Origin of the sequence: Geodermatophilus sp. Leaf369, assembly GCF_001424455.1 — a bacterium.
GTDB lineage: Bacteria > Actinomycetota > Actinomycetes > Mycobacteriales > Geodermatophilaceae > Klenkia.
On record NZ_LMQA01000002.1, the window covers coordinates 917,814 to 942,910 of the forward strand.

Genomic DNA, 25,097 nt, shown 5'->3' on the forward strand with positions numbered 1-25,097 from the left:
GGTCGAACGTCCGACGCAGTCCCCGGCACCGCCGCCGCGGCCCAGCCCGCTCTCGCGCGTGGGGTCGACGCTGCTGCGCTGGTGGCGCCAGCTCACCGCGATGCGCACCGCGCTGATCCTGCTGTTCCTGCTCGCCGTGGCTGCCATCCCCGGGTCGCTGCTGCCCCAGCGTTCGCTGTCCCAGTCGCAGGTCACCGGCTACTTCGCCGAGCACCCGACGCTGGCCCCGGTGCTGGACAAGCTGTTCCTGTTCGACGTCTTCGCCTCGCCGTGGTTCGCCGCGATCTACCTGCTGCTGTTCCTGTCGCTCATCGGCTGCGTCGTCCCGCGGGCGATCGAGCACGCCCGTGCGGTCGTCGCGAAGCCCCCGCCGGCCCCACGGCACCTGCACCGGCTGCCGGAGTCCACCACCCTGGACAGCCCGCTGCCCGCCGCCGACACCCTCGACGTGGTCGAGGAGGAGCTCCGGGTCCGCCGGTTCCGCGTCGTCCGGCGCGAGGGCAGGCACGGCCCCGAGCTCTCGGCGGAGAAGGGCTTCCTCAAGGAGACCGGCAACGTCGTCTTCCACTTCGCGCTGCTGGCCCTGCTCCTGGGGCTGGCCGGCGGGAAGCTCTGGGGCTACGAGGGGTCGATCCTGGTCACCGAGGGCGACCGGTTCTGCAACACCTTCCAGCAGTACGACACCTACTCCGCGGGCCCGTTGGTCGACGCCTCCGACATGGCCCCGCTCTGCGTGGGCCTGGAGGACTTCAAGGCCGACTACGAGGAGAACCTCACCGCGGCCTCCTTCACCGCCGACATCGACTACGGCCTGGCCGGGCAGGCCAGCCGGAACACGACCATCGGGGTGAACAGCCCGCTGCGCCAGGACGGCGTGCGGGTCTACACCACCGGGCACGGGTTCTCGCCGGTCTTCACCGTCACCTTCCCCAACGGGGACGCCTTCACCGACGTCTCGGCACCGTTCCTGCCCTCGGACACCACGACCATGGCCAGCCAGGGGGCGCTCAAGCTCCCCGACGTCCCGGGCAGCGACGACCAGCTCGCGCTGGAGGGGTTCTTCGCCCCGACCGGCTCGGTGCAGGGCGGCGTCCTCACCTCGGTCGACCCGCGCCCGCTGGACCCGCAGGTCGCGCTGTTCGTCTACCGCGGCTACCTGGGACTGGACTCCGGGCTGCCGCAGTCGGTCTACTCGGTCGACCAGACCCAGATCGACCGGGGCACCCTCAGCGAGGTCGGCCGGGCCAACCTGTCGGTGGGGGAGTCCACCACCCTGGAGGACGGCACGGTCATCACGTTCTCCGGGCTCAAGCAGTTCGCGGCCATGCAGCTCAACCACGACCCCGGTCAGGTGTGGGTCCTCGGCGCCGCCATCGCGGTGCTCGTGGGCCTGCTCGGGATGCTGCTGCTGCGCCGGGAACGGGTGTTCGCCCGCACCACCACCGGGCCCGGCGGCGCGGGTACCGTCCTCGCCGTGGGCTCGTTGACCCGCGGCAGCGCGGACACCGCGCCACGCTTCACCACACTCACCGACGACGTCGCGGCCGCGTTGGCCCGCCGGGACGCCGACCACCCCCGCACCACGCCTGAGGAGAACCAGCGCTCGTGACAGACCCCTCGCTCGCCGCGTTGTCGGACACCTTCTTCTCCATCGCCGTGGCCCTGTACTCCCTGGCGGTCGTGGCCTTCTGCGCCGAGCTCGCCTTCGGTGGCAAGCACGCCCCGGCCCGGTCCCGCGAGCTCGTCGCCGCCGGCGGTGGCGGTCCGGTCACCGGTGCCGACACCGACGCCGCCGAGCCGGTCAGGGCCCGCCGGGTCGGCACCGCCGCGATGGTGCTCACCGCACTCGGCGCCGTGGTCCAGGCCGGGGTGCTCGTCACCCGCGGTGCGGCCACCGGTCGGCTGCCCTGGGGCAACATGTACGAGTTCGGCACCGCCGTCGTGCTGGTCGCCGTCGTCGTCTACCTGGTCCTCGCCGTGCGCACCCCGGCGCTGCGCCACATCGGGGTCTTCGTGCTGGCCCCGGTGGTGCTGTCCATGGTGGGCATCGGGCTGTTCCTCTACGCCGAGGCCGGCCCGCTGGTCGCCGCGCTGCGCTCGAGCTGGCTCGCCGTGCACGTCACCACCGCGATCCTCGGCTTCGGCATCTTCTTCGTGTCCGGCATCGCCAGCGTCATGTACCTGGTGCGCTCCCGGTACGAGTCCCGCGTGGCCGCCGGTGACGCCCCGGCCTCGCGCATCGTGCACAAGCTGCCCAGCGCGGCCTCGCTGGACCGCACCGCGCACCGCACCGCCGTCTTCGGCTTCCCGATCTGGACGTTCGCGGTCATCGCCGGCGCCATCTGGGCCGAGAGCGCCTGGGGCCGGTTCTGGGGCTGGGACCCCAAGGAGACCTGGGCGTTCATCGCGTGGGTGGTCTACGCCGCCTACCTGCACGCCCGCACCACCGCCGGCTGGCGTGGCCGGCCCTCGGCCTGGGTCAACGTCGTGGGTCTGGCCGTGATGGTCTTCAACCTGCTCTACGTGAACATGGTCTCGACCGGTCTGCACTCCTACGGCGGGGTCTGACTCCCCGGACGGTGACGCTGCGTCATCCGACCGGGGGGTCGTGACGGCCTGAGGGGTGCCACGGACGCCTGTCCGTGGGACTCTTCCCCCATGGACGAGCTCTCAGGCGCCCACCGTGGGTAGGCACGCGTCGATCGACGGGGCCGGGTCGCACCCGCTGGTGGCCGACGCCCTCGGGCGCCGCACGGTGCCCGCGCCGCGCGGCACCCACCGGGGCGAGGCCAACGTGACCGCCCCGCAGTCGACGTCCTCGGTGGGCTGGCCGGCCCCGCCCGGTCGCGGCGAGGGCCTGGGCTGGCCCGGCGAGCCCGACACCGCGCCGACCGGGGACGACGGCTCCCTGCTGGCGGCCCTGGACGCAGCGCAGGACGCCCCGGCCGAGGTGCCCACCCCGCGGCGCAGCGGGTGGCGGCGCTTCTTCGGCGGCGGTCACAGCTCCACCACCAGCGCGGCCTGAGACGCCGACGGGCCCCTCCGCGGTGCGGAGGGGCCCGTCAGGGACTGGTGGGTGGGACGCTCAGGCGTCGTCGCGCTTGGTGCGCCGGTCGAGCTCGCGGAGGAAGTCCGGGTCGTCGTCCGGGGCCACGAAGCGCTGCGGCGGCTTGGGGCCGCGCGTGGGCCGGGGCGGCCGGGAACCCCCGCCGCCGGACCCGCCGGGACCGCCGCCCTGGGTGGCTGCCGCCCGCATGACGAGCACCACCACCGCGACCGCGATCACCAGCATCACCAGAAAGACCACTGGGCCACCCTCTTCCCCGCCGTGCGCTGACGTGCAGACCCGCTCTGCCCCCAGCGTACGTGCGCGGCGATACTCGGGGGTGGGTGATCACCCGACTGCACAGGACCACCACACCGGAGGACGACATCGACGCCGTCGACGAGCAGCTGATCGCGCTGCTGCGCGCCAACGGGCGGGCCAGCTACGCCGAGCTCGCCCGGCAGGTCGGGCTCTCCGCCCCGGCCGTGCACGAGCGGGTCGGCAAGCTCGAGGGCAACGGCGTCGTCACCGGCTACACCGCGGTCGTCGACCCGGCGTCGGTCGGGCTCGGGGTGACCGCGCTGGTCGGGGTGATCGAGAGCGACGAGGTCGACGACGTCGGCCTCGAGGAGGCGATGTCCGCACTGCCGTCGGTGGAGGACTGCTGGCGCACCGCGGGCTCGGAGGGCTACGTGCTCAAGGTCCGGGTGACCGACATCCCGGCACTGGAGCACACCATCAGCGCGTTGAACAGGATCCGGGGCGTCGCGCGCACCCGGACGACCGTCGTGCTGTCGACCAAGTGGGAGGGCCGTCATGGCCGCACCGGAACCGAGTGAGACCCGTCCCGAGCCGGCCCGTCCGGTGAGCCCGACCGGGGGACCGGCCACGCCGCCCTCGCCGTGGCCGCTGCTCGCGCTCTACACCCTGGGCCGGCTCGCGCTGGCCGCAGCGCTCGTCGCGCTGCTGTGGGCGCTGGGGCTGGGCAGCTTCCCCGGCCTGCTGTTCGGGCTGCTGCTGTCCATGCCGCTGTCGTTCGTGCTCCTCAAGGGCGTCCGGGAGCGGCTCACGGAGGCGCTGGCGGCCCGCTCGGCGGTGCGCAAGGCCGGCAAGGAGGACCTGCGGGCCCGACTGCGCGGGACCGACGACCCGATCAGCTGAGGGCCAGCCCCAGCCCGAAGACCACGCCGGTCACCAGGGTCGCCTGCCCGGTGCCCTGCAGGGCGCTGATCAGGGCCGGTCCGGTGCCGCCGCGGAGCACCGTGCGGGCCGGGGGGACGGCCAGCGGCGCGGCCAGCAGCCCCAGCAGCGCCCAGGGCCGGGCCAGCCCGACCAGCAGCACCACCACGAACGAGACCGCCAGCAGCCCGACGAAGAAGAACCGGGTGGACCGCTCGCCGAGCAGCACCGCGAGGGTCCGCTTGCCGACGGCGGCGTCCCCGTGCACGTCGCGCAGGTTGTTCACCACCAGGATCGCGGTGATCAGCAGCCCGACCGGCACCGCCGCGGCGAAGGCCAGCCCCTCGACGGTGCGGGTCTGCACGAAGGTGGTGCCCACCGTGGCGACGAGGCCGAAGAACACGAAGACGAAGACCTCGCCCAGCGCCCGGTAGCCGTAGGGGATCGGGCCGCCGGTGTAGGTCCACGCCGCGGCGATGCTCACCGCGCCGACCAGTACCAGCCACCAGCTCGACAGCGCGGCCAGCGCGAGGCCGGCGACCCCGGCGACCGCGAACGCCAGCAGGGCCGCGACCAGCACCGCCTGGGCCGAGGCCGCGCCGGACCCGACCAGCCGCATCGGGCCGACCCGGTCGGCGTCGGTGCCGCGCTTGCCGTCGGAGTGGTCGTTGGCGTAGTTCACCCCGACCTGGAGCGCGAGCGCCACCAGCAGGGCGAGCAGCGCGGGCAGCAGCCGGAAGCCGTCGAGGGCCTGGGCCACGCCGGAGCCCACGAGCACGGGGGCGACGGCGGCGGGCAGCGTCTTCGGGCGGGCGCCGGCCAGCCACTGGGCGGGGGTGGCCATCAGGCTCCTTCGATCAGACGGGTGACCGCGCGGCGGTCGGGCTTGCCGGTGTGCAGCACGGGGACGGCGTCGAGCAGGTGCAGCTGCCGGGGGGCGGCCGCGGCGCCGAGGCGCGCGGCCACCCAGGGCCGCAGCGTCTCCAGCGTGGGAGCGGCCCCGGGGGCGGGGACGACGGCGGCGACCACGCGGTGGCCCCACTCGGCGTCGGGCACCCCGGAGACCACGGCGTCGGCCACGTCCGGGTGCGCCCGGAGCGCGGCCTCGACGGCCTGGGGGGAGACGTTGACCCCGCCGCTGATGAGCACGTCGTCGAGACGGCCGTTCACTGTGAGCCGGCCCTCGGCCCACGTGCCCGCGTCCCGGGTGCGGAACCAGCCGTCGGCGAAGGCCTCCGCGGTGCCCGCGGGGTCCAGCCGGTAGCCCTGCGCGAGCACCGGCCCGGCCAGCTCGACCCCCTCGGCGACCCGCACCGCGACCCCGTCCAGCGGGACGCCGTCGTAGACGCAGCCGCCGGCGGTCTCGGTCATCCCGTAGGTGGTCACCACGGCCACCCCGGCGTCCCGGGCCGCGGTGAGCAGGTCGGGGTCGGTGGCCGCCCCGCCGACGAGCACCGCGTCGAAGGCCCGCAGCGCCTCGGGCTCTGCGGCCAGCGACCGGCGCAGCTGGGTGGGCACGAGCGCGGTGTAGCGGCGCCCGCCCGGCATCGCGGCCACGGCGTCGGTGAGCGGCTGGCCGTGGCCCAGCACGGTCGGCGTCCGGCCGGCGAGGGCCGCGCGGGCCAGCACCTGCAGGCCGGCGATCGCGCTCACCGGCAGGGCCAGCAGCCAGTCGCCGGGTCCGCCGAGCCGGTCCAGGGTCGCCGTCGCCGAGGCCCGGACGGCGGCCGCGGACAGCAGCACGCCCCGGCCGGTGCCGGTGGACCCGGAGGTGACGACGACGAGGTCGACGTCGTCCTCGAGCGGCACCTCGGGGCGCAGCACGGCGCGGGCGGTCGCGGCCGGACCGTCGCCGGCGGGCAGCACGGCCAGGGGGGCGGCACCGTCCAGGGCCGCGCGCAGGGCGGGCCAGACGTGCTCGAGCACCGCGGGACCCAGGGGCGGCGCGGGCACGAGGGACAGCTGCCGGGCCACGGGGGACGAGGGTAGGCGGCCTAGGCTCGCGCCCGTGATGGAGGTGCGGGTGTACGCGACCCCGCTGCGCACCCGCTTCCGCGGCATCGACGTCCGGGACGGCGTGCTGGTGCGCGGCCCGGCGGGCTGGGGTGAGTTCTCGCCGTTCTGGGACTACGACGACGCGCAGAGCCGTCGCTGGTGGGCATCGGCCGTCGAGTCCGCGACCGTCGGCTGGCCCGCCCCGCTGCGCAGCTCGGTGCCGGTCAACTGCATCGTGCCGGCGGTCGGCCCCGAGCAGGCGCACGCCATCGTCACCACGTCGGGCTGCCGGACGGCGAAGGTCAAGGTCGCCGAGCCCGGGCAGACCGCCGCCGACGACGAGGCACGAGTCGAGGCCGTGCGCGACGCGCTGGGCCCGGCCGGTGGCCTGCGGGTCGACGCCAACGCCGCCTGGGACGTCGACACCGCGGTGGCCCGCATCCGCGCGCTGGACCGGTGGACCCTGGAGTACGTGGAACAGCCCTGTGCCAGCGTCGAGGAGCTCGTGGCCCTGCGCCGCCGGATCGAGGTGCGGGTCGCCGCCGACGAGGTGGTGCGCCGGGCCGCCGACCCGGCCGGGGTGGACCTGCGGGAGGCCTGCGACGTGGTGGTGCTCAAGGTGCAGCCGCTCGGTGGGGTGCGGGCCGCGCTGGAGGTGGCGCAGGCGCACGGGCTGCCCTGCGTGGTGTCCTCGGCGCTGGAGTCCTCGGTGGGTCTGGCCGCCGGGGTCGCGCTGGCCGCCGCGCTGCCCGAGCTGCCCTTCGCCTGCGGGCTGGGCAGCCTGGCGCTGTTCACCGCCGACGTGAGCTCCAGCCCGTTGCTCCCCGTGGACGGCGCGCTGCCGGTCGGCGCCGTCGTCCCCGACGCCGTGGACGCGGTCGCCGCGGACCCGGAGACCGACCGGCGCTGGCGCGAGCGGCTCGAGCGGGTGGCCGCGGCGTGAACCCGTCCACCGCCTTCGCCCGGGTCTTCGTCGACGAGCTGCTGCGCGGCGGGGTGACCGACGCCGTGGTCTGCCCCGGGTCGCGGTCGGCCCCGGTCGCGCTGGCGCTGCACCAGGCCGAGCTGGCGGGCCGGCTGCGGCTGCACGTGCGGATCGACGAGCGCACCGGGTCGTTCCTGGCCCTCGGGCTGGCCAAGGCCTCCGGGCGGCCGGTGCCGGTGCTGACCACCTCGGGGACGGCGACGGCGCACCTGCACGCCGCGGTGCTGGAGGCCGACGAGTCCGGGGTGCCGCTGCTGGCGCTGACCGCCGACCGACCGGCCGAGCTGCGTGGCACCGGGGCCAACCAGACGATCGACCAGGTGGGGCTCTACGGCGGCGCGGTGCGCTGGGCCGCCGACCTCGGCGCCCCCGAGGAGGGCCGGGATGCCCCGCAGAACCGGTACTGGCGCTCGCTGACCGCGCGCGCGCTGATCGTGGCCGGCGGGGCGTTGTCCGGTGACCCGGGGCCGGTGCACCTGAACCTGGCACTGCGCGAGCCGCTGATGCCCGAGGGCCACGACCCGCGTCCGGAACCGCCGTCCGGGGTCTGGGCCGGCCGGCCCGACGGCGCGCCCTGGACCACCGTGGCGCCGGGCTCCGGGCCGATGGTCAGCACCCCGCTGCCCCCGGCCGCCGTCGGCACCCCGCGGCGCCGACGCACCCTGGTGGTCGCCGGCGACGCGCCCCCCGCGGTCGGCCGCAGCACCTCCGTCGTCGCCGAGCAGCGGGGCTGGCCGGTGCTCGCCGAGCCCAGCAGCGGCGCGTGGGGTGCCGCCACGGCGGTGCGCGGCGGATCGCTGCTGCTCGGCTCGGGCGCCTGGGCCGACGCGCACCGGCCCGACCGGGTGCTCGTCGTCGGCCGGCCCACGCTGACCCGGCCGGTCTCGGCACTGCTGGCCGCCTCCGACGTCGTGGTCGAGACCTTCACCCCGCACCCGACCTGGCCCGACGCCGGCCGCGGCTCCTCGGCGGTGTCCGGGGTCCTGCCCGACCCGGGTGCCGCGCTCGGCGGGCTCGACGTGTCCGGGCACCTGGTCAGTGACGGCTGGGCCGACGAGTGGGCGCAGGCCGCGCTCGCGGTGGGCACCGCGGTGGACGCCGTGCTGGACGCCGAGCCCCGGCTGACCGCCGGTCGGCTGGCCCGCGACCTGGTGGCGGCCCTGCCCGCCGGGGCGCTGCTGGTGCTCGGCTCGTCCAACCCGGTGCGCGACGTCGACCGGCTGGCCGCCCCCCGCCAGGGGGTGACCGTGCTGGCCAACCGCGGGGTGGCCGGCATCGACGGCACGGTGTCCACCGCGATCGGGGCCGCACTGGCCCACCAGGGCGCCGGTGGCGGCCCGGCGTTCGCGCTGATGGGCGACCTGACGTTCCTGCACGACCTGCAGGGCCTGCTCACCGGGGACGGCGAGCCGGTGCCCGACCTGACCGTGGTGGTCCCCGACAACGACGGCGGCGGCATCTTCGCCCAGCTCGAACCGGGCCGGGCCGAGCACGCCGCGGGCTACCGCCGGGTCTTCGGCACCCCGCACGGCCGCGACCTGGTCTCGGTCGCCCGGGCGATGGGCTGGGCCGCCACCGCGATCAGCGACGCCGCCCAGCTGGGCCCGGCCCTGGCGGCCGGCGGGCCCCGGGTGGTCGTCGTCCGGGGTGACCAGCGGGCCGAGGCCGAGCTGGCCGTCCGGATCCGCGCGGTGGTCGCCGACACCCTCGGGTGACGCTTGACCTCCGATCGGTATCGATCGATCATCGGTGGATGCTGACGACCCGCCGTGTGGTGCCCCTGCTCCGCGCCGGTCTGGTCGCGCTCTTCGCGGTGCTGGTCGTGTTCCAGGTGCTCTCGCTGCCCGGTCAGTTCCGGCACATGGCCGAGCAGGAGCCGGACCTGGCGTACCTGCGCTGGCCGCTGACGATCGGCGCCGTGCTGGGGGTGCTGTGCGTGCAGGTCGTGCTGGTGTGCACCTGGCGACTGCTCACCCTGGTGCAGCGGGACCGGATCTTCACCCCGGCCTCGCTCGGCTGGGTCGACGGGATCGTCTACGCCGTCGCCGGTGCCGAGCTGCTCCTGCTCGCGCTGCTGGCCTTCGTCGGCGCCACGGCGGACGACCCCGGCGTCCTCCTGCTGGTGCTGCTCGTGGCCACCGGGGTCGCCGTCCTCGGCCTGGTGGTCGTGGTCATGCGCTCGCTGCTCAAGGAGGCCACCACCTTGCGGTCGGACCTCGACGAGGTCATCTGATGTCCATCGTCGTCCGCATCGACGTGGAGCTGGCCCGCCGCAAGATGAGCGTCGGCGAGTTCGCCGAACGGGTCGGGCTCACCCCGGCCAACGTCGCGGTGCTGAAGAACGGCCGGGCGAAGGCGGTGCGGTTCAGCACCCTGGAGGCGATGTGCCGGGTGCTGGACTGTCAGCCCGGCGACCTGCTCGAGTGGGTGGACGACTGACCGCCGACCTCGCCGCCCGGCTGGTGGCCCGTGCGTTCCCGCACTGGGCAGACCTGCCGGTGCGCGAGGTGCAGCCGCAGGGCCACGACCACCGCACGTTCCGGCTGGGCGAGGAGCTCACCGTCCGGCTGCCGAGCGCACCGGAGTACGTGCCGCAGCTGGCCAAGGAGGTGCGCTGGCTCCCGCACCTGGCCGCCCACCTGCCTCTTCCGGTGCCCGAGGTGGTGGCCGTCGCGGAGTCCACGCCGGACTTCCCGCTGCCGTGGTCGGTGCGCCGGTGGCTGACCGGCGACGTGGCCTCCCGTGCCCGCCCCGACCCGGTGGTGTTCGCCGGTGACCTCGCCGCCGCGCTGGTCGCGCTGCGGGGCGTCCCGGCCGCCGGCGGACCCCCGCCGGGTGGGCACAGCGCCCATCGCGGCGGTCCGCTCGCGCACTACGCCGACGAGGCCCGGACGGCGGTCGAGGCGCTGCCCGACGGTCTGCGGGCCGCCGCGCACGCCGTGCTGGACGAGGCGCTGGCCAGCACGTGGACGGCCGACCCGGTCTGGTTCCACGGCGACGTGGCGGTGGACAACCTGCTGGTGCGGGACGGTCGACTGGCCGGGTTGCTCGACCTCGGCTGTTCCGGCGTGGGCGACCCGGCCTGCGACGTCGTCCCCGCCTGGACGGTGTTCGAGGGCCCCGGCCGCACGGTCTTCCGGGACAGCCTCGGGCTCGACGAGGACACCTGGGCGCGCGGGCGCGGCTGGGCGCTGTGGAAGGCGGCGATCAGCCCAGGGGCCGAGGACGGCGTCCGGGCCGTGCTCGCCTAGTCCTCCAGCGCGGCCTGGAAGGCGGCGAGCTTGTTCTGGGTCTCGGCGAGCTCGGCGGCCGGGTCGGAGCCCGCGACGATGCCGCAGCCGGCGAACAGCCGTGCCTGCGCGCCGCCGTCGCCCCCGGTCAGCTGGGCGCAGCGCAGCGCCAGCCCGAACTCGCCGTCGCCGGCGGCGTCCAGCCAGCCGACCGGGCCGGCGTAGCGGCCGCGGTCCATGCCCTCGAGCTCGGCGATCAGCGCGGCGGCCACCGGGGTGGGCGTGCCGCAGACGGCGGCGGTGGGGTGCACCGCGGCGACCAGGTCGAGCAGCCCGGCGGGGGAGTCGGTCCGCTGGGTGCCGCGCAGGTCGGTGGCCAGGTGCCGCACGTTGGGCAGCGTCAGCAGCTGCGGGGTGGCCGGCACGTCCAGGGTCGCGCAGAACGGGCTCAGCGTGGCCACCAGCGAGGCGACGGCGTACTCGTGCTCGGCCAGGTCCTTGCCCGAGTGGGTCAGCGCGTCGGCCAGCCGGTCGTCCTCGGCGCCCGCGCCGCGCGACGTCGTCCCGGCCAGCACCCGGGAGGACAGCTCGCGCCCGGTGCGTCGCAGCAGCAGCTCGGGGGTCGCGCCGAGCAGACCGTCGACGGAGAAGGTCCAGCAGTCGGGGAACCGCGCGGCCAGCCGCAGCAGCAGCCGGCGGGGGTCCAACGGGTGGTCGGCGGTGACCAGCAGGTCGCGGGCCAGCACCACCTTGTCCAGCTCACCGGCGTCGATCCGGGCCACGGCGCGGGCCACGGCGCCGCACCAGGTCACCGGGTCCAGTGCGCCGTCGGCGTAGGCCAGCTGCCCGATGGAGGTGTCGGCCTCCTCCCCGGAGGTCTCGAACACCGGCCGGTCCAGCGCGTCCCCGGTGGTGGTCACCCAGGTCTGCCCGCCGCGCCGGCCCACCACGACCTCGGGGACGACGAACACCGAATTGCCCGCGGTCGGGTCGAAGGCGATCGAGGCGAACACCACCGGACCGGAGCCGGGGACGCCCACCGGGTCGACCACCTCGGTGCGCGCGCACCGGTCGGTCCACCACTGCTGGGCACGGGCCAGCGCGTCGGGGCCGGACACCTCGAGCCGGTCGGCCTCACCCCAGCCGACCAGGCCCTCACCGCGGCGCACCCAGGTGACCGCGCCCTCGACGGGCAGCAGGTTCAGCAGGGGGGTGCGGCGGGCGCCCACCGGGGTCGTGACGACGACGTCCGTCGTCGTCGCGGCCACCGTGCTCACCCCAGCCAGAGTAGGAGCACCGCCGTATCGTCGTCGGGCGTGAGCGCAGGAGATCGGACACAGGGCTACCGGGCCACGCTGGACAAGCGGCCCGCCGAGGTCGCCGCGATGTTCGACGGGGTCGCCGGCAAGTACGACCTCACCAACACCGTGCTCTCCGGCGGGCTGGACGCCGGCTGGCGCCGGGCCACCCGCGAGGCCCTCGGCGCGCGCCCCGGGCAGACCGTCCTCGACGTGGCCGCCGGCACCGGGGTGTCCACCGTCGAGCTCGCCTCCGGCGGGGTCACCGCCATCGCCTGCGACTTCTCCCTGGGCATGCTGCGCGCGGGTTCCGGACGCGACGTGCCGTTCCTGGCCGGGGACGCGATGGCGCTGCCGCTGGCCGACGAGAGCGTGGACGGCGTCGTCATCTCCTTCGGCCTGCGCAACGTGGCCGACCCCGACGCGGCGCTGCGCGAGTTCCGCCGGGTCACCCGACCGGGCGGCACGCTGGTGGTCTGCGAGTTCTCCAGCCCCACCTGGACGCCGTTCCGCACCGTCTACACCGAGTACCTCATGAAGGCGCTGCCGCGGGTGGCCACCGCGGTCAGCAGCAACCCCGACGCCTACGTGTACCTCGCCGAGTCGATCCGGGCCTGGCCCCCGCAGCCGGTGATGGCCCGCAAGCTGCAGGACGCCGGCTGGTCCGACGTGGCCTGGCGCGACCTCACCGGCGGGATCGTCGCGCTGCACCGGGGCACCCGGGTCTGACCCGTCGTTTCCGGGCGCGTGACGCCGGGCACACCCCGGCATGACCTTCCCCGCGACACCCGACCCCGGCCCCGAGGGCCTGCCCCCCACCCCGGTCGACCCGGTGCCCTCCGAGCCCAGCCCGCCGGAGAGCCCCACGCCCAGCCCGACGGACCCGATCGCGCCGCCGCCCACCTGAGTCGGCGCACCTAGGATCGGCCGGTGCCCCTCCCCACCGGCCGCCGTGCCGACGTCGTCGTCGTGGGCGCCGGCCCCGCCGGGTCCAGCGCGGCCTGGTGGCTGGCGTCGTCCGGGCTGGACGTGGTGGTGCTGGAGAAGGCGCACTTCCCCCGGGAGAAGGTCTGTGGCGACGGGCTGACCCCGCGCGGGGTGGCCGCGCTGCACGCGATGGGCGTGGACACCTCCGACGGGTGGGTGCGGCACCGCGGGCTGCGGGTGTTCGGTGGTGGTCGGGTGACCGAGGTCGACTGGCCGGAGCTGTCGCACTGGCCCGGCTACGGGCTGATCCGCACCCGCGCCGACCTCGACGACACCCTCGCCCGGCACGCGGAGTCCGCGGGTGCCCAGGTGCACCACGGCGTCACCGTCACCGAGCCGCTGCTCGACGAGGCCGGCCGGGTCGCCGGGGTGCGCGCGCAGGTCGGGCCGGACAAAGAACCGGCCACCTGGCACGCCCCGCTGGTGGTCTCCGCCGAGGGACTGTCCGGCCGGCTGGCGAAGTCACTCGGGCTGAACCGGCGTACCGACCTGCCGCTCGGCGTCGCCGTCCGGCAGTACGTGCCGACGCCGCGCGCGGCCGACCCGTACCTCGACATCTCCTTCGACCTCACCGACCGCGGCCCGGACGCTGCGTCCATGCCCGGCTACGGCTGGCTGTTCCCGATGGGCGACGGGACGGCGAACGTCGGGTTCGGCTTCCTGGACACCCGGCGCACCGCCGACGACGACGCCCGCACCGTCTACCGCCGCTGGCTGGCGACCCTCCCGCCCGAGTGGGAGCTCGACGTCGAGGCGGCCACCCCGCTGCGCGGTGCCGGCCTGCCCACCTCGCTGTCCCGCCGACCGGCGTACACCCGCGGCCTGGTGCTGGTCGGTGACTCCGCCGGCTCGGTCAACCCGTTCAACGGCGAGGGCATCAGCTACGCCATGGAGACGGGGCGGACGGCCGCCGAGGTGGTCGTCGAGGCCCTCGCGCTGCCCGTCGGCCCGGCCCGGGAGGCCGTCCTGCGGCGCTACCCGGAGCTGCTGCGGGACTCCTACGGCGGCCACCACCGGCTCGGTGCCGGCTTCCTCGCCCTGCTGGCCCGCCCGGAGTTCACCCGGTTCGCCCTCGCGCACGGGCTCAAGCGCCCGGCGCTGGTCCGTGCCGCGCTGCGCCTGATGGGCAACCTGCACGACGGCCGGGACGGCGACGCCGTCGACCGGACCATCGCCGTCCTCACGAAGGTCCTCCCCGCCGCCTGAGCACCCCGGCCACCCGCGGTGAGGGTGCCCTGAGTTGCGCCACGCCCACCCGGGGTGGCTTCCGTTTCCTGTGACCGGCGACATAGGGTCGAGCTGAAACCACTTGTGAAGCAATTCACAAGCTCGGCGGGAACTCGGGGAGGCGCTGGTGCTCGCGACGTACGTGCCGCTGGTCGGCCTGTTCGTGCTGGCGGCCGGGTTCGCGCTGTTCTCGGTGACCGCGGCGCCCTTCATCGGCCCGCGCCGCTACAACCAGGCCAAGCTCGAGGCCTACGAGTGCGGGATCGAGCCGGTCGACCAGCCGCTCACCGGTGGGCGCTTCCCGATCAAGTACTACCTGACCGCGATGTTGTTCATCGTCTTCGACATCGAGATCGTCTTCCTCTACCCCTGGGCGGTCGCCAACGACTCCCTGGGCGTCTTCGGCCTGATCGAGATGGTCGTCTTCATCGCCACCGTGTTCATCGCCTACGCCTACGTCTGGCGTCGCGGTGGACTGGAATGGGACTGAGCGCATGGGCCTGGAAGAGAAGCTGCCGAGCGGCGTCCTGCTGACCAGCGTGGAGAAGCTGGTCAACTGGACCCGGAAGTCCTCGCTGTGGCCGGCCACCTTCGGGCTGGCCTGCTGCGCGATCGAGATGATGGCCTCGGGTGCGGGCCGCTACGACCTGGCCCGGTTCGGCATGGAGGTCTTCCGGGCCTCCCCGCGCCAGGCCGACCTGATGATCGTGGCCGGGCGGGTGAGCCAGAAGATGGCCCCGGTCCTGCGCCAGATCTACGACCAGATGCCCGAGCCGCGCTGGGTGCTCTCGATGGGCGTCTGCGCCAGCTCCGGCGGCATGTTCAACAACTACGCGATCGTCCAGGGCGTCGACCACATCGTCCCGGTGGACATGTACCTGCCCGGCTGCCCGCCGCGGCCGGAGATGCTCATGGACGCCATCCTCAAGCTGCACCACAAGATCCAGCACGAGCCGATGGGCCCCAAGCGCGCCGCCGCCCTCGCCGCCGCCCGGGCCGACGGGACCGCGCCGGACCTGCACGTCGCGATGCCCTCCACCGTGCGGGTGGACAAGGCCGCGAAGAAGGCCTACGAGGACGCCGCGGCCGCCGGGCGCACCGGCCAGTTCGCCATCGAGCAGCGCGGCGGCAACGCCGTCCTGCTCCCGGGGGAGCGTCCGTGACCGGGGCCTTCCGCACCGGTGCCTTCGGGGTCACCGGCTCCGGGGACACCTCGGGCTTCGGCGGGCTCGTCCGGGTCGAGCCCGGCGGCGCGGTCGCGCTGCACTCCACCGAGCGGCCCTACGGCGGCTGGTTCGACGAGGTCACCGACGCGCTGATCGAGGCGGTCGGGCAGGCCACCTACGACGCCGCCGTCCCCCGCGTGCTGGTCGACCGCGGCGAGATCACCTACTTCGTCGAGCGCGAGCACCTGCTCACCCTCGTGCAGGCTCTGCGGGACGAGGACGCACTGCGCTTCGAGCTGTGCTCCTCGGTGTCCGGGGTGGACTACCTCGACGCCGGCGGCCCGGCCGGCAAGCGGCTGCACGCGCTCTACCACCTGACCTCGATGACCTACCGGCGGCGGATCCGGCTCGAGGTCGCCGTGACGGCCGAGGACCCGCACGTGCCCAGCGTGACCGCGGTCTACCCGACCGCGGACTGGCACGAGCGCGAGGCCTGGGACATGTTCGGCCTCGTCTTCGACGGCCACCCGGCGCTGACCCGGATCCTCATGCCCGACGACTGGGAGGGCCACCCCCAGCGCAAGGACTACCCGCTCGGCGGCGTCCCGGTCGAGTACCACGGCGCGACCATCCCGCCCCCGGACGAGCGACGGAGCTACCGGTGACCCAGACGACCGACCCGTACGCCGGGTCCCGCGAGACCACCGAGGGCCGCGTCTACACCGTCACCGGTGGCGACTGGGACCTGACCTTCGGCTCGGACCCGCTCGCCGAGGAACGCCTCGTGGTCAACATGGGGCCCCAGCACCCCTCCACCCACGGCGTGCTCCGGCTGGTGCTGGACCTCGAGGGCGAGACGGTGACCAAGGCGCGGGTGGTCATCGGCTACCTGCACACCGGCATCGAGAAGAACACCGAGTACCGCACCTGGACCCAGGGCACGACGTTCGTGACCCGGATGGACTACCTGGCGCCGCTGTTCAACGAGACCGCCTACTGCCTGGCGGTGGAGAAGCTGCTGGGCATCGAGGTGCCCGAGCGGGCCACCACCATCCGGGTGCTGGTCATGGAGCTCAACCGGATCGCCAGCCACCTCGTCGGGCTGGCCACCTTCGGCATGGAGATGGGCGCCCTCACCGGGATGACCAACGGGTTCCGTGAGCGCGAGCTCGTGCTGGACCTGCTGGAGGAGATCACCGGGCTGCGGATGAACCACGCCTACGTGCGCCCCGGCGGTCTGGCCCAGGACCTCCCGGACGGCGTCGAGGCCAAGATCCGCGAGTTCCTCACCGTGATGCCCGAGCGGGTCGCCGGGTTCCACCGGCTGCTCACCGGCCAGCCGATCTGGCAGCGCCGGCTGCGCGACGTCGGGTACCTCGACGTCACCGGCTGCATCGCCCTGGGCGTCACCGGCCCGGTGCTGCGCAGCGCCGGTTTGCCCTGGGACCTGCGCAAGGTCGAGCCGTACTGCGGCTACGAGACCTACGACTTCGAGGTGCCCACCGCCGACACCGCCGACGCCTGGGGCCGCTACCTGGTCCGGATGGCCGAGGTGAACGAGTCGATGAAGATCGTCGAGCAGGCCCTGGACCGGCTGCGCCCGGGCCCGGTGATGGTCGAGGACAAGAAGATCGCCTGGCCCGCGCAGCTGTCCCTCGGTGCCGACGGCATGGGCAACTCCCTGGACCACGTCAAGCACATCATGGGCCAGTCGATGGAGGCCCTCATCCACCACTTCAAGCTGGTCACCGAGGGGTTCCGGGTCCCGGCCGGGCAGGTCTACCAGGCCATCGAGTCCCCCCGCGGCGAGCTGGGCTTCCACGTGGTCAGCGACGGCGGCACCCGGCCCTTCCGGGTCCACGTGCGCGACCCCAGCTTCACCAACCTGCAGGCGACGGCGGCGATGAGCGAGGGCGGCATGATCGCCGACGTCATCGCCGCGATCGCCTCGATCGACCCCGTGATGGGGGGAGTGGACCGATGACGGGTCTCCCGGGCTCGGCGGAGGGGACGGCGGTGACCGGGCTGGACTCCAGCCCGGCCGAGCAGCGCACCGACCTCGAGCCGCTGACCGAGCAGACCCGCGCCGAGTGCCGCGAGCTGATGGCCCGCTACCCGGTGCCCCGCTCGGCGCTGCTGCCGATGCTGCACCTGGTCCAGTCGGTGCAGGGGTACGTCTCACCCGAGGGCATCGCGCTGTGCGCCCAGGAGCTGGGCCTGACGAAGGCCGAGGTCGGCGCGGTCGCGACGTTCTACACGATGTACAAGCGCCGCCCCACCGGCCGGCACCTGGTCAGCGTCTGCACCAACACGCTGTGCTCGGTGCTCGGCGGGCAGCGCATCTACGACCGGCTCAGCGCCGACCTCGGGGTCGGCCACGACCAGACCACCGCCGACGGCGCGGTGACCCTGGAGCACGCCGAGTGCCTGGCCGCCTGCGACTACGCCCCCGTGGTCACCGTGGACTACGAGTTCTACGACCAGCAGGACGTCGAGTCAGCCCTCGAGATCGTGGCCGCGCTGCGCCGGGGCGAGAAGCCGGCCCCCACCCGCGGGGCCCCGCTGACGGACTTCCGTGGCATCTCCCGGCAGCTGGCCGGGCTCTCCCAGCACGCCGACGCCGGGGCCGCCCGGGCCGCCGTCGACGGGCCCTCGGCCGGCGTCCCCACCCTGCGCGGCGTCCGGCTGGCCGCCGAGCGCGGCGAGGCCGCCCCGCCCATGCCCGCCCGCGAGACCCCGGAGACCGTCAGCGCCCCGGACGAGGGGACCCCGGTGAGCCGGGACACCGGGGGGCCGGACACCGGGGGGACGCCGGGGGAGCAGGCCGCGGACGCCCAGGTGGCAGCGGCCGACAACCCGGCCGAGCGCTCCGGCGCCGAGCAGAACCACCCCGACCGGCCCGAGCCGGCCGGCCGCGCGGCCGCCGACCGGGACGCCGGCAGCGAGACCAGCACCGATGGCCAGGCGCAGTCCGGCGCCGGCACCTCCGTCGAGCGAGAGGTCTGAGCCATGCCGCTCACCCCCGTCCTCACCACGCGGTACGCCGAAGAGCGCTCCTGGACCATCGAGACCTACGAGCGCACCGAGGGGTACGTCGCCTGGCGGCAGGCGCTGGGCATGACGCCCGACGAGCTGGTCGGCCTGGTCAAGGACTCCGGCCTGCGCGGCCGCGGGGGAGCGGGCTTCCCCACCGGGATGAAGTGGTCGTTCATCCCGCAGCCCAAGCCCGGGGAGACCCCCACCGGCCCGGCCGCGAAGCCGAAGTACCTGGTGGTCAACGCCGACGAGGGCGAGCCCGGCACCTGCAAGGACGTCCCGCTGATGATGGCCGACCCGCACTCCCTGGTGGAGGGCGTGGCCATCGCCTCGTACGCGATCCGCTGCCACGTCGCGGTCATCTACGTGCGCGGGGAGGCCGTGCACGCCCACCGCCGGGTGGTCGCCGCGGTCGCCGAGGCCTACGCCGCCGGCCACCTCGGGACCGACGTGCACGGCTCGGGCTACAACCTGGAGGTCGTGGTGCACGCCGGGGCCGGCGCTTACGTCTGCGGGGAGGAGACCGCGCTGCTGGACTCCCTGGAGGGGATGCGCGGGCAGCCCCGCCTCAAGCCGCCGTTCCCCGCCGTCGCCGGGCTCTACGGCGCCCCGACCGTGGTCAACAACGTGGAGACGCTGGCCAGCGTGCCGTTCGTGGTGCGCGGCGGGTCGGCCTGGTTCAAGGAGTTCGGGCCGGAGAAGTCGCCCGGGCCGAAGATCTACTCGCTGTCGGGCCGGGTGGTGCACCCCGGGCAGTACGAGGCGCCGATGGGCACCACGATGCGCGAGCTGCTGGAGATGGCCGGCGGGGTGCGGCCCGGGCACGAGCTCAAGTTCTGGACGCCGGGCGGGTCGAGCACGCCCTACTTCACTGCCGAGCACCTCGACGTCCCGCTGGACTTCGACTCCGTCGCCGCCGCGGGCTCCATGCTGGGGACGACGGCGCTGATGGTCTTCGACGAGACCGACTCGATCGTCGAGGCCACCCTGCGGTTCACCGAGTTCTACGCCCACGAGTCCTGCGGCAAGTGCACCCCGTGCCGGGAGGGCACCTACTGGCTGGTCCAGATCCTGGAGCGGCTGGTCGCCGGGCGCGGCACCGCCCGCGACCTGGACCTGCTCACCGACACCTGCGACAACATCCTGGGCCGCTCGTTCTGCGCCCTCGGTGACGGTGCCACCAGCTGCATCGCGTCCTCCCTGAAGTACTTCCGCGACGACTACGTCGCCCTGCTGCCCGAGGACGAGCAGGGCCGGCTGGGTCGTTCCCTGCGCCTCGAGCCGGTCGGAGCCATGGCATGACCACCCCCGAGCCCGCCCCCGCGCAGGCACCCGCCGTCCCCGGGCCGCACACCCCCGAGGACCACGTCCGCTGCACCATCGACGGCTTCGACGTCGCGGTGCCGAAGGGCACGCTGATCATCCGGGCCGCCGAGCAGATCGGTGTGCAGATCCCGCGGTTCTGCGACCACCCGCTGCTCGAGCCCGTCGGGGCCTGCCGGCAGTGCCTGGTCGAGGTGGAGGGCCAGCGCAAGCCGGTGGCCTCCTGCACCGTGCCGGTCACCCCGGACATGGTGGTGAAGACCCAGCTCACCAGCGAGGTCGCCGACAAGGCCCAGCAGGGCACGATGGAGCTGCTGCTGGTCAACCACCCGCTGGACTGCCCGGTCTGCGACAAGGGCGGGGAGTGCCCGCTGCAGAACCAGGCGATGAGCTCCGGGCGCACCGAGAGCCGCTTCGTCGACGTCAAGCGCACCTACCCCAAGCCGCTGCCGATCAGCTCCCAGGTGCTGCTGGACCGCGAGCGCTGCGTGCTGTGCGCCCGGTGCACCCGGTTCTCCCAGCAGGTGGCCGGGGACCCGTTCATCGAGCTGTTCGAGCGCGGGGCCAACGAGCAGGTCTCGGTGTCGGCCGACGAGCCCTTCGAGTCCTACTTCTCCGGCAACACCGTGCAGATCTGCCCGGTCGGTGCGCTCACCAGCGCCGCCTACCGGTTCCGCTCCCGGCCCTTCGACCTGCGCAGCGAGCCCAGCGTGTGCGAGCACTGCGCCTCGGGCTGCGCCCAGCGCACCGACTACCGGCGCGGCACCGTCATGCGTCGGCTGGCCGGGGACGACCCCCAGGTCAACACCGAGTGGAACTGCGACAAGGGCCGGTTCGCCTTCCGCTACGCCGCCGCGAACGCCCGGCTCACCACCCCGCTCGTCCGCCGGGACGGCGAACTGCAGCCCGCGTCGTGGCCCGAGGCCTGGGCCGCGGCGGCCGAGGGCCTGGCCGCAGCGGTCGCCGACGGCGGGGTCGGGGTGCTCCCCGGCGGCCGGCTGACCGTCGAGGACGCCTACGCCTACGCCAAGTTCGCCCGGGTCGCCCTGGGCACCAACGACGTCGACGCCCGGGCCCGCGCGCACTCCGCCGAGGAGCTCGCCTTCCTCGAGGCGCACGTCGCCGGCACCGCGCCCGGCGCCGGCGCGGTCACCTACGACGAGCTGGTCGCCGCCCCCGCCGTGCTGCTGGTCGGGTTCGAGCCCGAGGAGGAGTCGCCGATCGTCTTCGTCCGGCTCCGCCGCGCCGTCCGCGAGCGGGCGCTGCCGGTCTTCGACGTCGCCCCCTTCGCCACCCGGGGCAGCGAGAAGCTCGACGCCACCCTGCTGGCCACCCCGCCCGGTCTGGAGGGCGCGGTGCTCCGGGCCCTGGCCGCGGACTCCGCCGGCGGGGTCGGTGCCGAGGCCGCCGCCGCGCTGCGCCTGGAGGGTGCGGTCGTGCTCGCCGGGGAACGGCTGGCCGAGACGCCCGGCGCACTGTCGGCGCTGTCCGCGGTCGCCCGCGCCACCGGTGCCCGGGTCGCCTGGGTGCCCCGCCGGGCCGGGGAGCGCGGTGCCGTCGAGGTGGGTGCGCTGCCCAGCCTGCTGCCCGGGGGCCGCGCCGTCGCCGACCCCGAGGCCCGCACCGAGGTCGGCGCCCTGTGGGGCGTCGAGGTGCCCGCCCGCGTCGGCCGGGACACCACCGGCATCCTCACCGGCGTCCGGGACGGCCGGCTCGCCGGGCTGCTCGTCGGCGGCGTCGACCCCGCCGACCTGCCCGACCCCGCCCTCGCCGAGGCCGCTCTCGCCGCGGCCGGCTTCGTGGTCAGCCTGGAGCTGTTCCCGAGTGCGGTCACCGACCACGCCGACGTCGTCCTGCCGGTCGCCGCCGCGCCGGAGAAGGCCGGCAGCTACCTCGACTGGGAGGGCCGGGTGCGGCCCTTCGACGCCACGCTGCACGGCACCGGCGCGCTCACCGACGCCCGGGTGCTGTCGGGGCTGGCCGACGCGCTCGGTGTCCGGCTGGGCCTGTCCGGGGTGGACGACGCCCGCCGCGAGCTGGTCGCCCTCGGCGGCGCCGGCCGCACCCGCGAGGTGCGCGGCCTGGACGTCGCCCCTGCCGGCAGCCCGCGGCTGGGCGCCGAGGACGTGGTGCTGGCCTCCTGGCGGCAGCTCATCGACGACGGCACGCTCCAGCGCGACGAGCCGGCGATGGCCGGCACCGCCCGCCCGCCGGTCGCCCGACTGGGCAAGGAGACCGCGCTGCGCCTGGACGTCGCCGACGGCGACCCGGTCACCGTCAGCGGGCCGGCCGGGTCGATCACCCTGCCGGTGCAGGTCACCGAGATGCCCGACCGGGTGGTGTGGGTGCCGATGCGCTCGCCCGACAGCCACGTGCGCACCGACCTGGGCGTCGGCCCCGGCGGCGTCGTGCACCTGACCCGCGGGAGCCTCGCGTGAGCGTCCTGGCGGCCACCGACCAGCCCACGCTGGAGGACTTCGGGAACGACGTCTGGTGGATCATCCTGATCAAGGTCGTCGGCGTCTTCGGCGTGCTGGTCGTGATGACGCTGTTCGCGATCGTGTTCGAGCGCAAGGTCGTTGCCCGGATGCAGCAGCGCACCGGCCCCAACCGGGTCGGGCCGCGCGGCTACCTGCAGAGCCTGGCCGACGGCCTGAAGCTGGCGTTCAAGGAAGACATCATGCCGACGCTGGCCGACAAGCCGGTGTACTTCATCGCCCCGGTCATCGCGACCATCCCGGCGTTCCTGGCCTTCTCCGTCATTCCGCTGGGCCCGTCGGTGTCGATCTTCGGCCAGCAGACCCCGCTGCAGCTCATCGACGCCCCGATCGGCGTGCTGATCGTGCTGGCCTGCTCGGCGATGGGCGTCTACGGGATCGTGCTCGGCGGCTGGGCCTCCGGCTCCACCTACCCGCTGCTCGGCGGGCTGCGCAGCGCCGCCCAGATGGTCAGCTACGAGATCGCCATGGGGCTGTCGATCGTCGCGGTGTTCCTCTACGCCGGGACGATGAGCACCTCGGAGATCGTCGCGGCCCAGGCCGGCGGCAACGAGCTCAGCTTCTTCGGCGCCACCTTCCAGGGCCCCAGCTGGTACGCCGTGCTGCTGCCGGTGTCCTTCGTCATCTACGTCATCGCGGTGGTGGGGGAGACCAACCGGGCGCCCTTCGACCTCCCCGAGGCCGAGTCCGAGCTGGTCGGCGGGTTCCACACCGAGTACTCCTCGCTGAAGTTCGCGCTCTTCTTCCTCGCCGAGTACGTCAACATGGTCACCGTCTCCGCGCTGGCCGCGACGTTGTTCCTCGGCGGCTGGCGGGCCCCGTTCCCGATCTCGATCTGGGACGGCGCCAACACCGGCTGGTGGCCGCTGCTGTGGTTCTTCGGCAAGGTCGTCGCCGCGCTCTTCGTCTTCATCTGGCTGCGCGGCACGCTGCCCCGGCTGCGCTACGACCAGTTCATGCGCTTCGGGTGGAAGGTGCTCGTGCCCACCGCGCTGGTCTGGATCCTCGCGGTGGCCACCATGCGCACCGTGTCCCGGGAGTTCGACCTGTCCAGCGGCGAGGTGGCGCTCTACGTGGGCGTGCCGATCGCCGTCGTCGTCCTCGGTGTGCTGCTGGTGGCCTCCCGCAAGAGCAACGAGGACACCCGGATCGCCGCGCTCAACGCCGCCGCCGGGTCGATCAACCCGACCGAGCCCGAGGTGCTGCCCCCGGTGCGCACCGGCGGCGCGCGCCGTCGTCCGGCCCAGCGCACCGGCCCGGCCCGCGCCGAGGGCGGCTTCCCGATCCCGCCGATGGACCTCGTCGTCCCGCCCTCGCCGCGGCTGTCGTCGCGCGAGGGCGAGGAGGTCGCCGCGGGCTCCGTCGTCGGCACCGGTCGCCGAACCCGTCCCACCCCTGCAGGAGAGGACACCGATGTCTGACCGGACCCCCGCCCGCCGCCCCGGCGGGGAGGTCGAGCAGGCCGGTGGCACCGCGTCCGCCCCGGCGAAGCGCACCAGCTGGCTGCCCGCGCCCGCACAGGGCTTCGGGGTGACCTTCTCGACGATGTTCAAGAAGGTGACCACCGAGCAGTACCCCGAGGTCCCCAAGGTGACCAAGCCGCGCTACCACGGGCGGCACGTGCTCAACCGGCACCCCGACGGGCTGGAGAAGTGCGTGGGCTGCGAGCTCTGCGCCTGGGCCTGCCCGGCCGACGCCATCTACGTCGAGGGCGGCACGAACACCGACGAGCAGCGGTTCTCCCCGGGCGAGCGGTACGGCGCGGTCTACCAGATCAACTACCTGCGCTGCATCTTCTGCGGGCTGTGCATCGAGGCCTGCCCCACCCGCTCGCTGACGATGAGCAACGACTTCGAGCTCGCCGACGACAACCGCGGCGACCTGATCTACACCAAGGAGCAGCTGATGGCCCCGCTGCTGCCGGGCATGGAGCAGCCCCCGCACCCGATGCGCCTCGGGGACGACGAGAAGGACTACTACCTGCGGGTGCCGGTCGAGGAGACGCCCCGTGGGTGACGTCGTCATCGGCACCGGGGAGACGGTGACCTTCTGGATCCTGGGCCCGATCGCCCTGGCCGGGGCGCTGGGCATGGTCTTCGCCCGCAACGCCGTGCACTCCGCGCTCTTCCTGGTCAACACGATGCTCGCGCTGGGCGTCTTCTACGTGGTGCAGTCCGCGCCCTTCCTGGGCGCGGTGCAGATCATCGTCTACACCGGCGCCATCATGATCTTGTTCCTGTTCGTGCTGATGCTGGTCGGCCGGGACTCCTCGGACTCGGTGGTGGAGACCCTGCGCGGGCAGCGGGTGGCGGCCACCGTGCTGGGCATCGGGTTCGCGGGCCTGGTCGGCGCCGGCATCGCCGAGGCCACCCGGGACACCCCGGTGGTCGGGCTGGAGGCCGTGCAGGGCGGGGCCGGGGGTGCCGCCGACGGCAACATCCAGGCGATCGCCGAGCTGCTGTTCACCCGCTACCTGCTGGCCTTCGAGGTCACCAGCGCGCTGCTGATCACCGCCGCGGTGGGCGCGATGGTGCTGGCGCACATCGAGCGCGAGCCCGGCAGCCGACAGACCCAGAAGGAGCTCTCCCGCGCCCGGTTCCTCACCTCGGACCGGCCGCAGACCCTGCCCGGCCCCGGCATCTACGCCCGGGCCAACTCGATCGCCGCCCCCGGCCGGCTGCCCGACGGCAGCCCGTCCGAGGCCAGCTTCGCCACCGGCGTGGAGCCGCAGGTCGTCGACGAGCTGCCGGCCTCCGACCACACCGGCGGGGGTCCCGACGGCGCGCTGGGCACCACCCGGGGCGCCGGGGGTGAGCTGCGGTGAGCATCGCCAACTACCTGGTGCTGGCCGCCGTGCTGTTCACCATCGGCGCCGTGGGCGTGCTCGTGCGGCGCAACGCGATCGTGGTCTTCATGTGCATCGAGCTGATGCTCAACTCGGTCAACCTGACCCTGGTCACCTTCGCCCGGTCCACCGGCACCCTCGACGGCCAGGTCATCGCGTTCTTCGTCATGGTCGTCGCGGCCGCCGAGGTGGTCGTCGGTCTGGCGATCATCATGTCGATCTACCGCACCCGCCGGTCGGCCTCGGTCGACGACGCCAACCTGCTGAAGTACTGAGCGGAGC

27 protein-coding genes and 1 pseudogene are annotated in these 25,097 nt (G+C 74.5%); 24 read left to right on the top strand and 4 right to left on the bottom strand.

The features are described 5' to 3' along the window. Positions 1 to 58 precede the first annotated feature (58 nt). The 3 genes from ASG36_RS13305 to ASG36_RS13315 all read left to right on the top strand — a co-directional run bounded on the left by ASG36_RS13305 (position 59) and on the right by ASG36_RS13315 (position 3,025). Positions 59 to 1,609 (top strand): cytochrome c biogenesis protein ResB, encoded by a 1,551-nt coding sequence (locus tag ASG36_RS13305; protein ID WP_055765123.1) that lies wholly within the window; start codon positions 59 to 61, stop codon positions 1,607 to 1,609. Continuing rightward, a complete protein-coding gene (gene ccsB, locus ASG36_RS13310; protein WP_055764499.1) occupies positions 1,606 to 2,568 on the top strand; it encodes a c-type cytochrome biogenesis protein CcsB in 963 nt (320 codons plus the stop codon). The genes ASG36_RS13305 and ccsB overlap by 4 nt, the downstream gene beginning before the upstream one ends. A 115-nt stretch (positions 2,569 to 2,683) precedes the next feature. After that, the gene (locus ASG36_RS13315) at positions 2,684 to 3,025 is read left to right on the top strand and encodes a hypothetical protein (RefSeq protein WP_055764502.1); all 342 of its coding nucleotides are present in this window, start codon (positions 2,684 to 2,686) and stop codon (positions 3,023 to 3,025) included. 60 nt (positions 3,026 to 3,085) lie between these two features. Here the strand turns inward: ASG36_RS13315 and ASG36_RS13320 are convergent, their stop codons facing one another. After that, positions 3,086 to 3,307, bottom strand: coding sequence for a hypothetical protein (locus ASG36_RS13320; protein WP_055764504.1), 222 nt, complete (start codon positions 3,305 to 3,307; stop codon positions 3,086 to 3,088). Between the two features lie 83 nt (positions 3,308 to 3,390). Here ASG36_RS13320 and ASG36_RS13325 point away from each other — a divergent pair, with 83 nt between their 5' ends. Then, positions 3,391 to 3,885, top strand: coding sequence for an Lrp/AsnC family transcriptional regulator (locus ASG36_RS13325; protein WP_235494954.1), 495 nt, complete (start codon positions 3,391 to 3,393; stop codon positions 3,883 to 3,885). Then, a complete protein-coding gene (locus ASG36_RS13330; protein ID WP_055764506.1) occupies positions 3,863 to 4,207 on the top strand; it encodes a DUF4229 domain-containing protein in 345 nt (114 codons plus the stop codon). The genes ASG36_RS13325 and ASG36_RS13330 overlap by 23 nt, the downstream gene beginning before the upstream one ends. Here ASG36_RS13330 and ASG36_RS13335 read toward each other — a convergent pair. Next, positions 4,200 to 5,069: a 1,4-dihydroxy-2-naphthoate polyprenyltransferase gene (locus tag ASG36_RS13335; RefSeq protein ID WP_055764508.1), complete on the bottom strand. Its 870-nt coding sequence runs from the start codon at positions 5,067 to 5,069 to the stop codon at positions 4,200 to 4,202. The genes ASG36_RS13330 and ASG36_RS13335 overlap by 8 nt on opposite strands. Then, positions 5,069 to 6,199, bottom strand: a complete 1,131-nt coding sequence (menE, locus tag ASG36_RS13340; RefSeq protein WP_055764509.1) for an o-succinylbenzoate--CoA ligase — start codon at positions 6,197 to 6,199, stop codon at positions 5,069 to 5,071. Before menE ends, ASG36_RS13335 begins: the two co-directional genes overlap by 1 nt. Positions 6,200 to 6,236: 37 nt before the next feature. Between menE and ASG36_RS13345 the strand changes: the two genes are divergently transcribed. From ASG36_RS13345 to ASG36_RS13365, 5 genes are read left to right on the top strand one after another with little or no spacing between them, the layout of a single operon-like run. After that, positions 6,237 to 7,163 (top strand): o-succinylbenzoate synthase, encoded by a 927-nt coding sequence (locus tag ASG36_RS13345; RefSeq protein ID WP_055764511.1) that lies wholly within the window; start codon positions 6,237 to 6,239, stop codon positions 7,161 to 7,163. Continuing rightward, a complete protein-coding gene (gene menD / locus ASG36_RS13350) occupies positions 7,160 to 8,920 on the top strand; it encodes a 2-succinyl-5-enolpyruvyl-6-hydroxy-3-cyclohexene-1-carboxylic-acid synthase (RefSeq protein WP_055764513.1) in 1,761 nt (586 codons plus the stop codon). Before ASG36_RS13345 ends, menD begins: the two co-directional genes overlap by 4 nt. 38 nt (positions 8,921 to 8,958) lie before the next feature. Next, positions 8,959 to 9,438 (top strand): DUF2975 domain-containing protein, encoded by a 480-nt coding sequence (locus ASG36_RS13355; RefSeq protein ID WP_055764515.1) that lies wholly within the window; start codon positions 8,959 to 8,961, stop codon positions 9,436 to 9,438. After that, entirely contained in the window at positions 9,438 to 9,644 is a 207-nt protein-coding gene (locus tag ASG36_RS13360; protein WP_055764516.1) for a helix-turn-helix transcriptional regulator, read from the top strand. The genes ASG36_RS13355 and ASG36_RS13360 overlap by 1 nt, the downstream gene beginning before the upstream one ends. After that, positions 9,629 to 10,456: an aminoglycoside phosphotransferase family protein gene (locus ASG36_RS13365; protein WP_055764519.1), complete on the top strand. Its 828-nt coding sequence runs from the start codon at positions 9,629 to 9,631 to the stop codon at positions 10,454 to 10,456. The genes ASG36_RS13360 and ASG36_RS13365 overlap by 16 nt, the downstream gene beginning before the upstream one ends. On the opposite strand, the gene ASG36_RS13370 is transcribed toward ASG36_RS13365, so the two are convergent. After that, complete coding sequence (locus ASG36_RS13370) at positions 10,453 to 11,712, bottom strand: isochorismate synthase MenF (protein WP_082523075.1); 1,260 nt, start codon at positions 11,710 to 11,712, stop codon at positions 10,453 to 10,455. The genes ASG36_RS13365 and ASG36_RS13370 overlap by 4 nt on opposite strands. Positions 11,713 to 11,751: 39 nt before the next feature. Here ASG36_RS13370 and ASG36_RS13375 point away from each other — a divergent pair, with 39 nt between their 5' ends. The 14 genes and pseudogenes from ASG36_RS13375 (at position 11,752) to nuoK (ending at position 25,090) form a co-directional block, all read left to right on the top strand. Continuing rightward, complete coding sequence (locus tag ASG36_RS13375; RefSeq protein ID WP_082523076.1) at positions 11,752 to 12,462, top strand: demethylmenaquinone methyltransferase; 711 nt, start codon at positions 11,752 to 11,754, stop codon at positions 12,460 to 12,462. A 40-nt stretch (positions 12,463 to 12,502) separates the two neighbouring features. After that, on the top strand, positions 12,503 to 12,640 hold the full coding sequence (locus ASG36_RS22340) for a hypothetical protein (protein ID WP_200944463.1): 138 nt from the start codon (positions 12,503 to 12,505) through the stop codon (positions 12,638 to 12,640). A 23-nt stretch (positions 12,641 to 12,663) separates the two neighbouring features. Then, positions 12,664 to 13,926 (top strand): NAD(P)/FAD-dependent oxidoreductase, encoded by a 1,263-nt coding sequence (locus tag ASG36_RS13380; RefSeq protein WP_055764523.1) that lies wholly within the window; start codon positions 12,664 to 12,666, stop codon positions 13,924 to 13,926. 148 nt (positions 13,927 to 14,074) lie between these two features. Further along, a complete protein-coding gene (locus ASG36_RS13385; protein ID WP_200944464.1) occupies positions 14,075 to 14,437 on the top strand; it encodes an NADH-quinone oxidoreductase subunit A in 363 nt (120 codons plus the stop codon). Between the two features lie 4 nt (positions 14,438 to 14,441). Next, positions 14,442 to 14,909, top strand: a pseudogene (locus ASG36_RS13390) (NADH-quinone oxidoreductase subunit B family protein); the annotation flags it as partial. Positions 14,910 to 15,106: 197 nt separating this feature from the next. After that, positions 15,107 to 15,778: an NADH-quinone oxidoreductase subunit C gene (locus tag ASG36_RS13395; RefSeq protein ID WP_055764529.1), complete on the top strand. Its 672-nt coding sequence runs from the start codon at positions 15,107 to 15,109 to the stop codon at positions 15,776 to 15,778. After that, positions 15,775 to 17,097 (top strand): NADH-quinone oxidoreductase subunit D, encoded by a 1,323-nt coding sequence (locus ASG36_RS13400; protein WP_055764531.1) that lies wholly within the window; start codon positions 15,775 to 15,777, stop codon positions 17,095 to 17,097. The genes ASG36_RS13395 and ASG36_RS13400 overlap by 4 nt, the downstream gene beginning before the upstream one ends. After that, positions 17,094 to 18,119, top strand: coding sequence for an NADH-quinone oxidoreductase subunit NuoE (gene nuoE, locus ASG36_RS13405; RefSeq protein WP_055764533.1), 1,026 nt, complete (start codon positions 17,094 to 17,096; stop codon positions 18,117 to 18,119). Before ASG36_RS13400 ends, nuoE begins: the two co-directional genes overlap by 4 nt. A 3-nt stretch (positions 18,120 to 18,122) precedes the next feature. Further along, entirely contained in the window at positions 18,123 to 19,451 is a 1,329-nt protein-coding gene (nuoF, locus tag ASG36_RS13410) for an NADH-quinone oxidoreductase subunit NuoF (protein WP_055764535.1), read from the top strand. Next, the gene (locus ASG36_RS13415) at positions 19,448 to 21,910 is read left to right on the top strand and encodes an NADH-quinone oxidoreductase subunit G (RefSeq protein ID WP_055764537.1); all 2,463 of its coding nucleotides are present in this window, start codon (positions 19,448 to 19,450) and stop codon (positions 21,908 to 21,910) included. The genes nuoF and ASG36_RS13415 overlap by 4 nt, the downstream gene beginning before the upstream one ends. Continuing rightward, complete coding sequence (nuoH, locus tag ASG36_RS13420) at positions 21,907 to 23,391, top strand: NADH-quinone oxidoreductase subunit NuoH (RefSeq protein ID WP_055764539.1); 1,485 nt, start codon at positions 21,907 to 21,909, stop codon at positions 23,389 to 23,391. The genes ASG36_RS13415 and nuoH overlap by 4 nt, the downstream gene beginning before the upstream one ends. Then, on the top strand, positions 23,384 to 23,986 hold the full coding sequence (gene nuoI / locus ASG36_RS13425; RefSeq protein ID WP_082523077.1) for an NADH-quinone oxidoreductase subunit NuoI: 603 nt from the start codon (positions 23,384 to 23,386) through the stop codon (positions 23,984 to 23,986). Before nuoH ends, nuoI begins: the two co-directional genes overlap by 8 nt. Next, positions 23,979 to 24,794 carry an NADH-quinone oxidoreductase subunit J gene (locus tag ASG36_RS13430; RefSeq protein WP_055764541.1) on the top strand — a complete coding sequence of 272 codons (816 nt, stop codon included), beginning with the start codon at positions 23,979 to 23,981 and terminating at the stop codon, positions 24,792 to 24,794. The genes nuoI and ASG36_RS13430 overlap by 8 nt, the downstream gene beginning before the upstream one ends. Further along, positions 24,791 to 25,090: an NADH-quinone oxidoreductase subunit NuoK gene (nuoK, locus tag ASG36_RS13435; protein WP_055764543.1), complete on the top strand. Its 300-nt coding sequence runs from the start codon at positions 24,791 to 24,793 to the stop codon at positions 25,088 to 25,090. Before ASG36_RS13430 ends, nuoK begins: the two co-directional genes overlap by 4 nt. Positions 25,091 to 25,097: the final 7 nt, after the last annotated feature.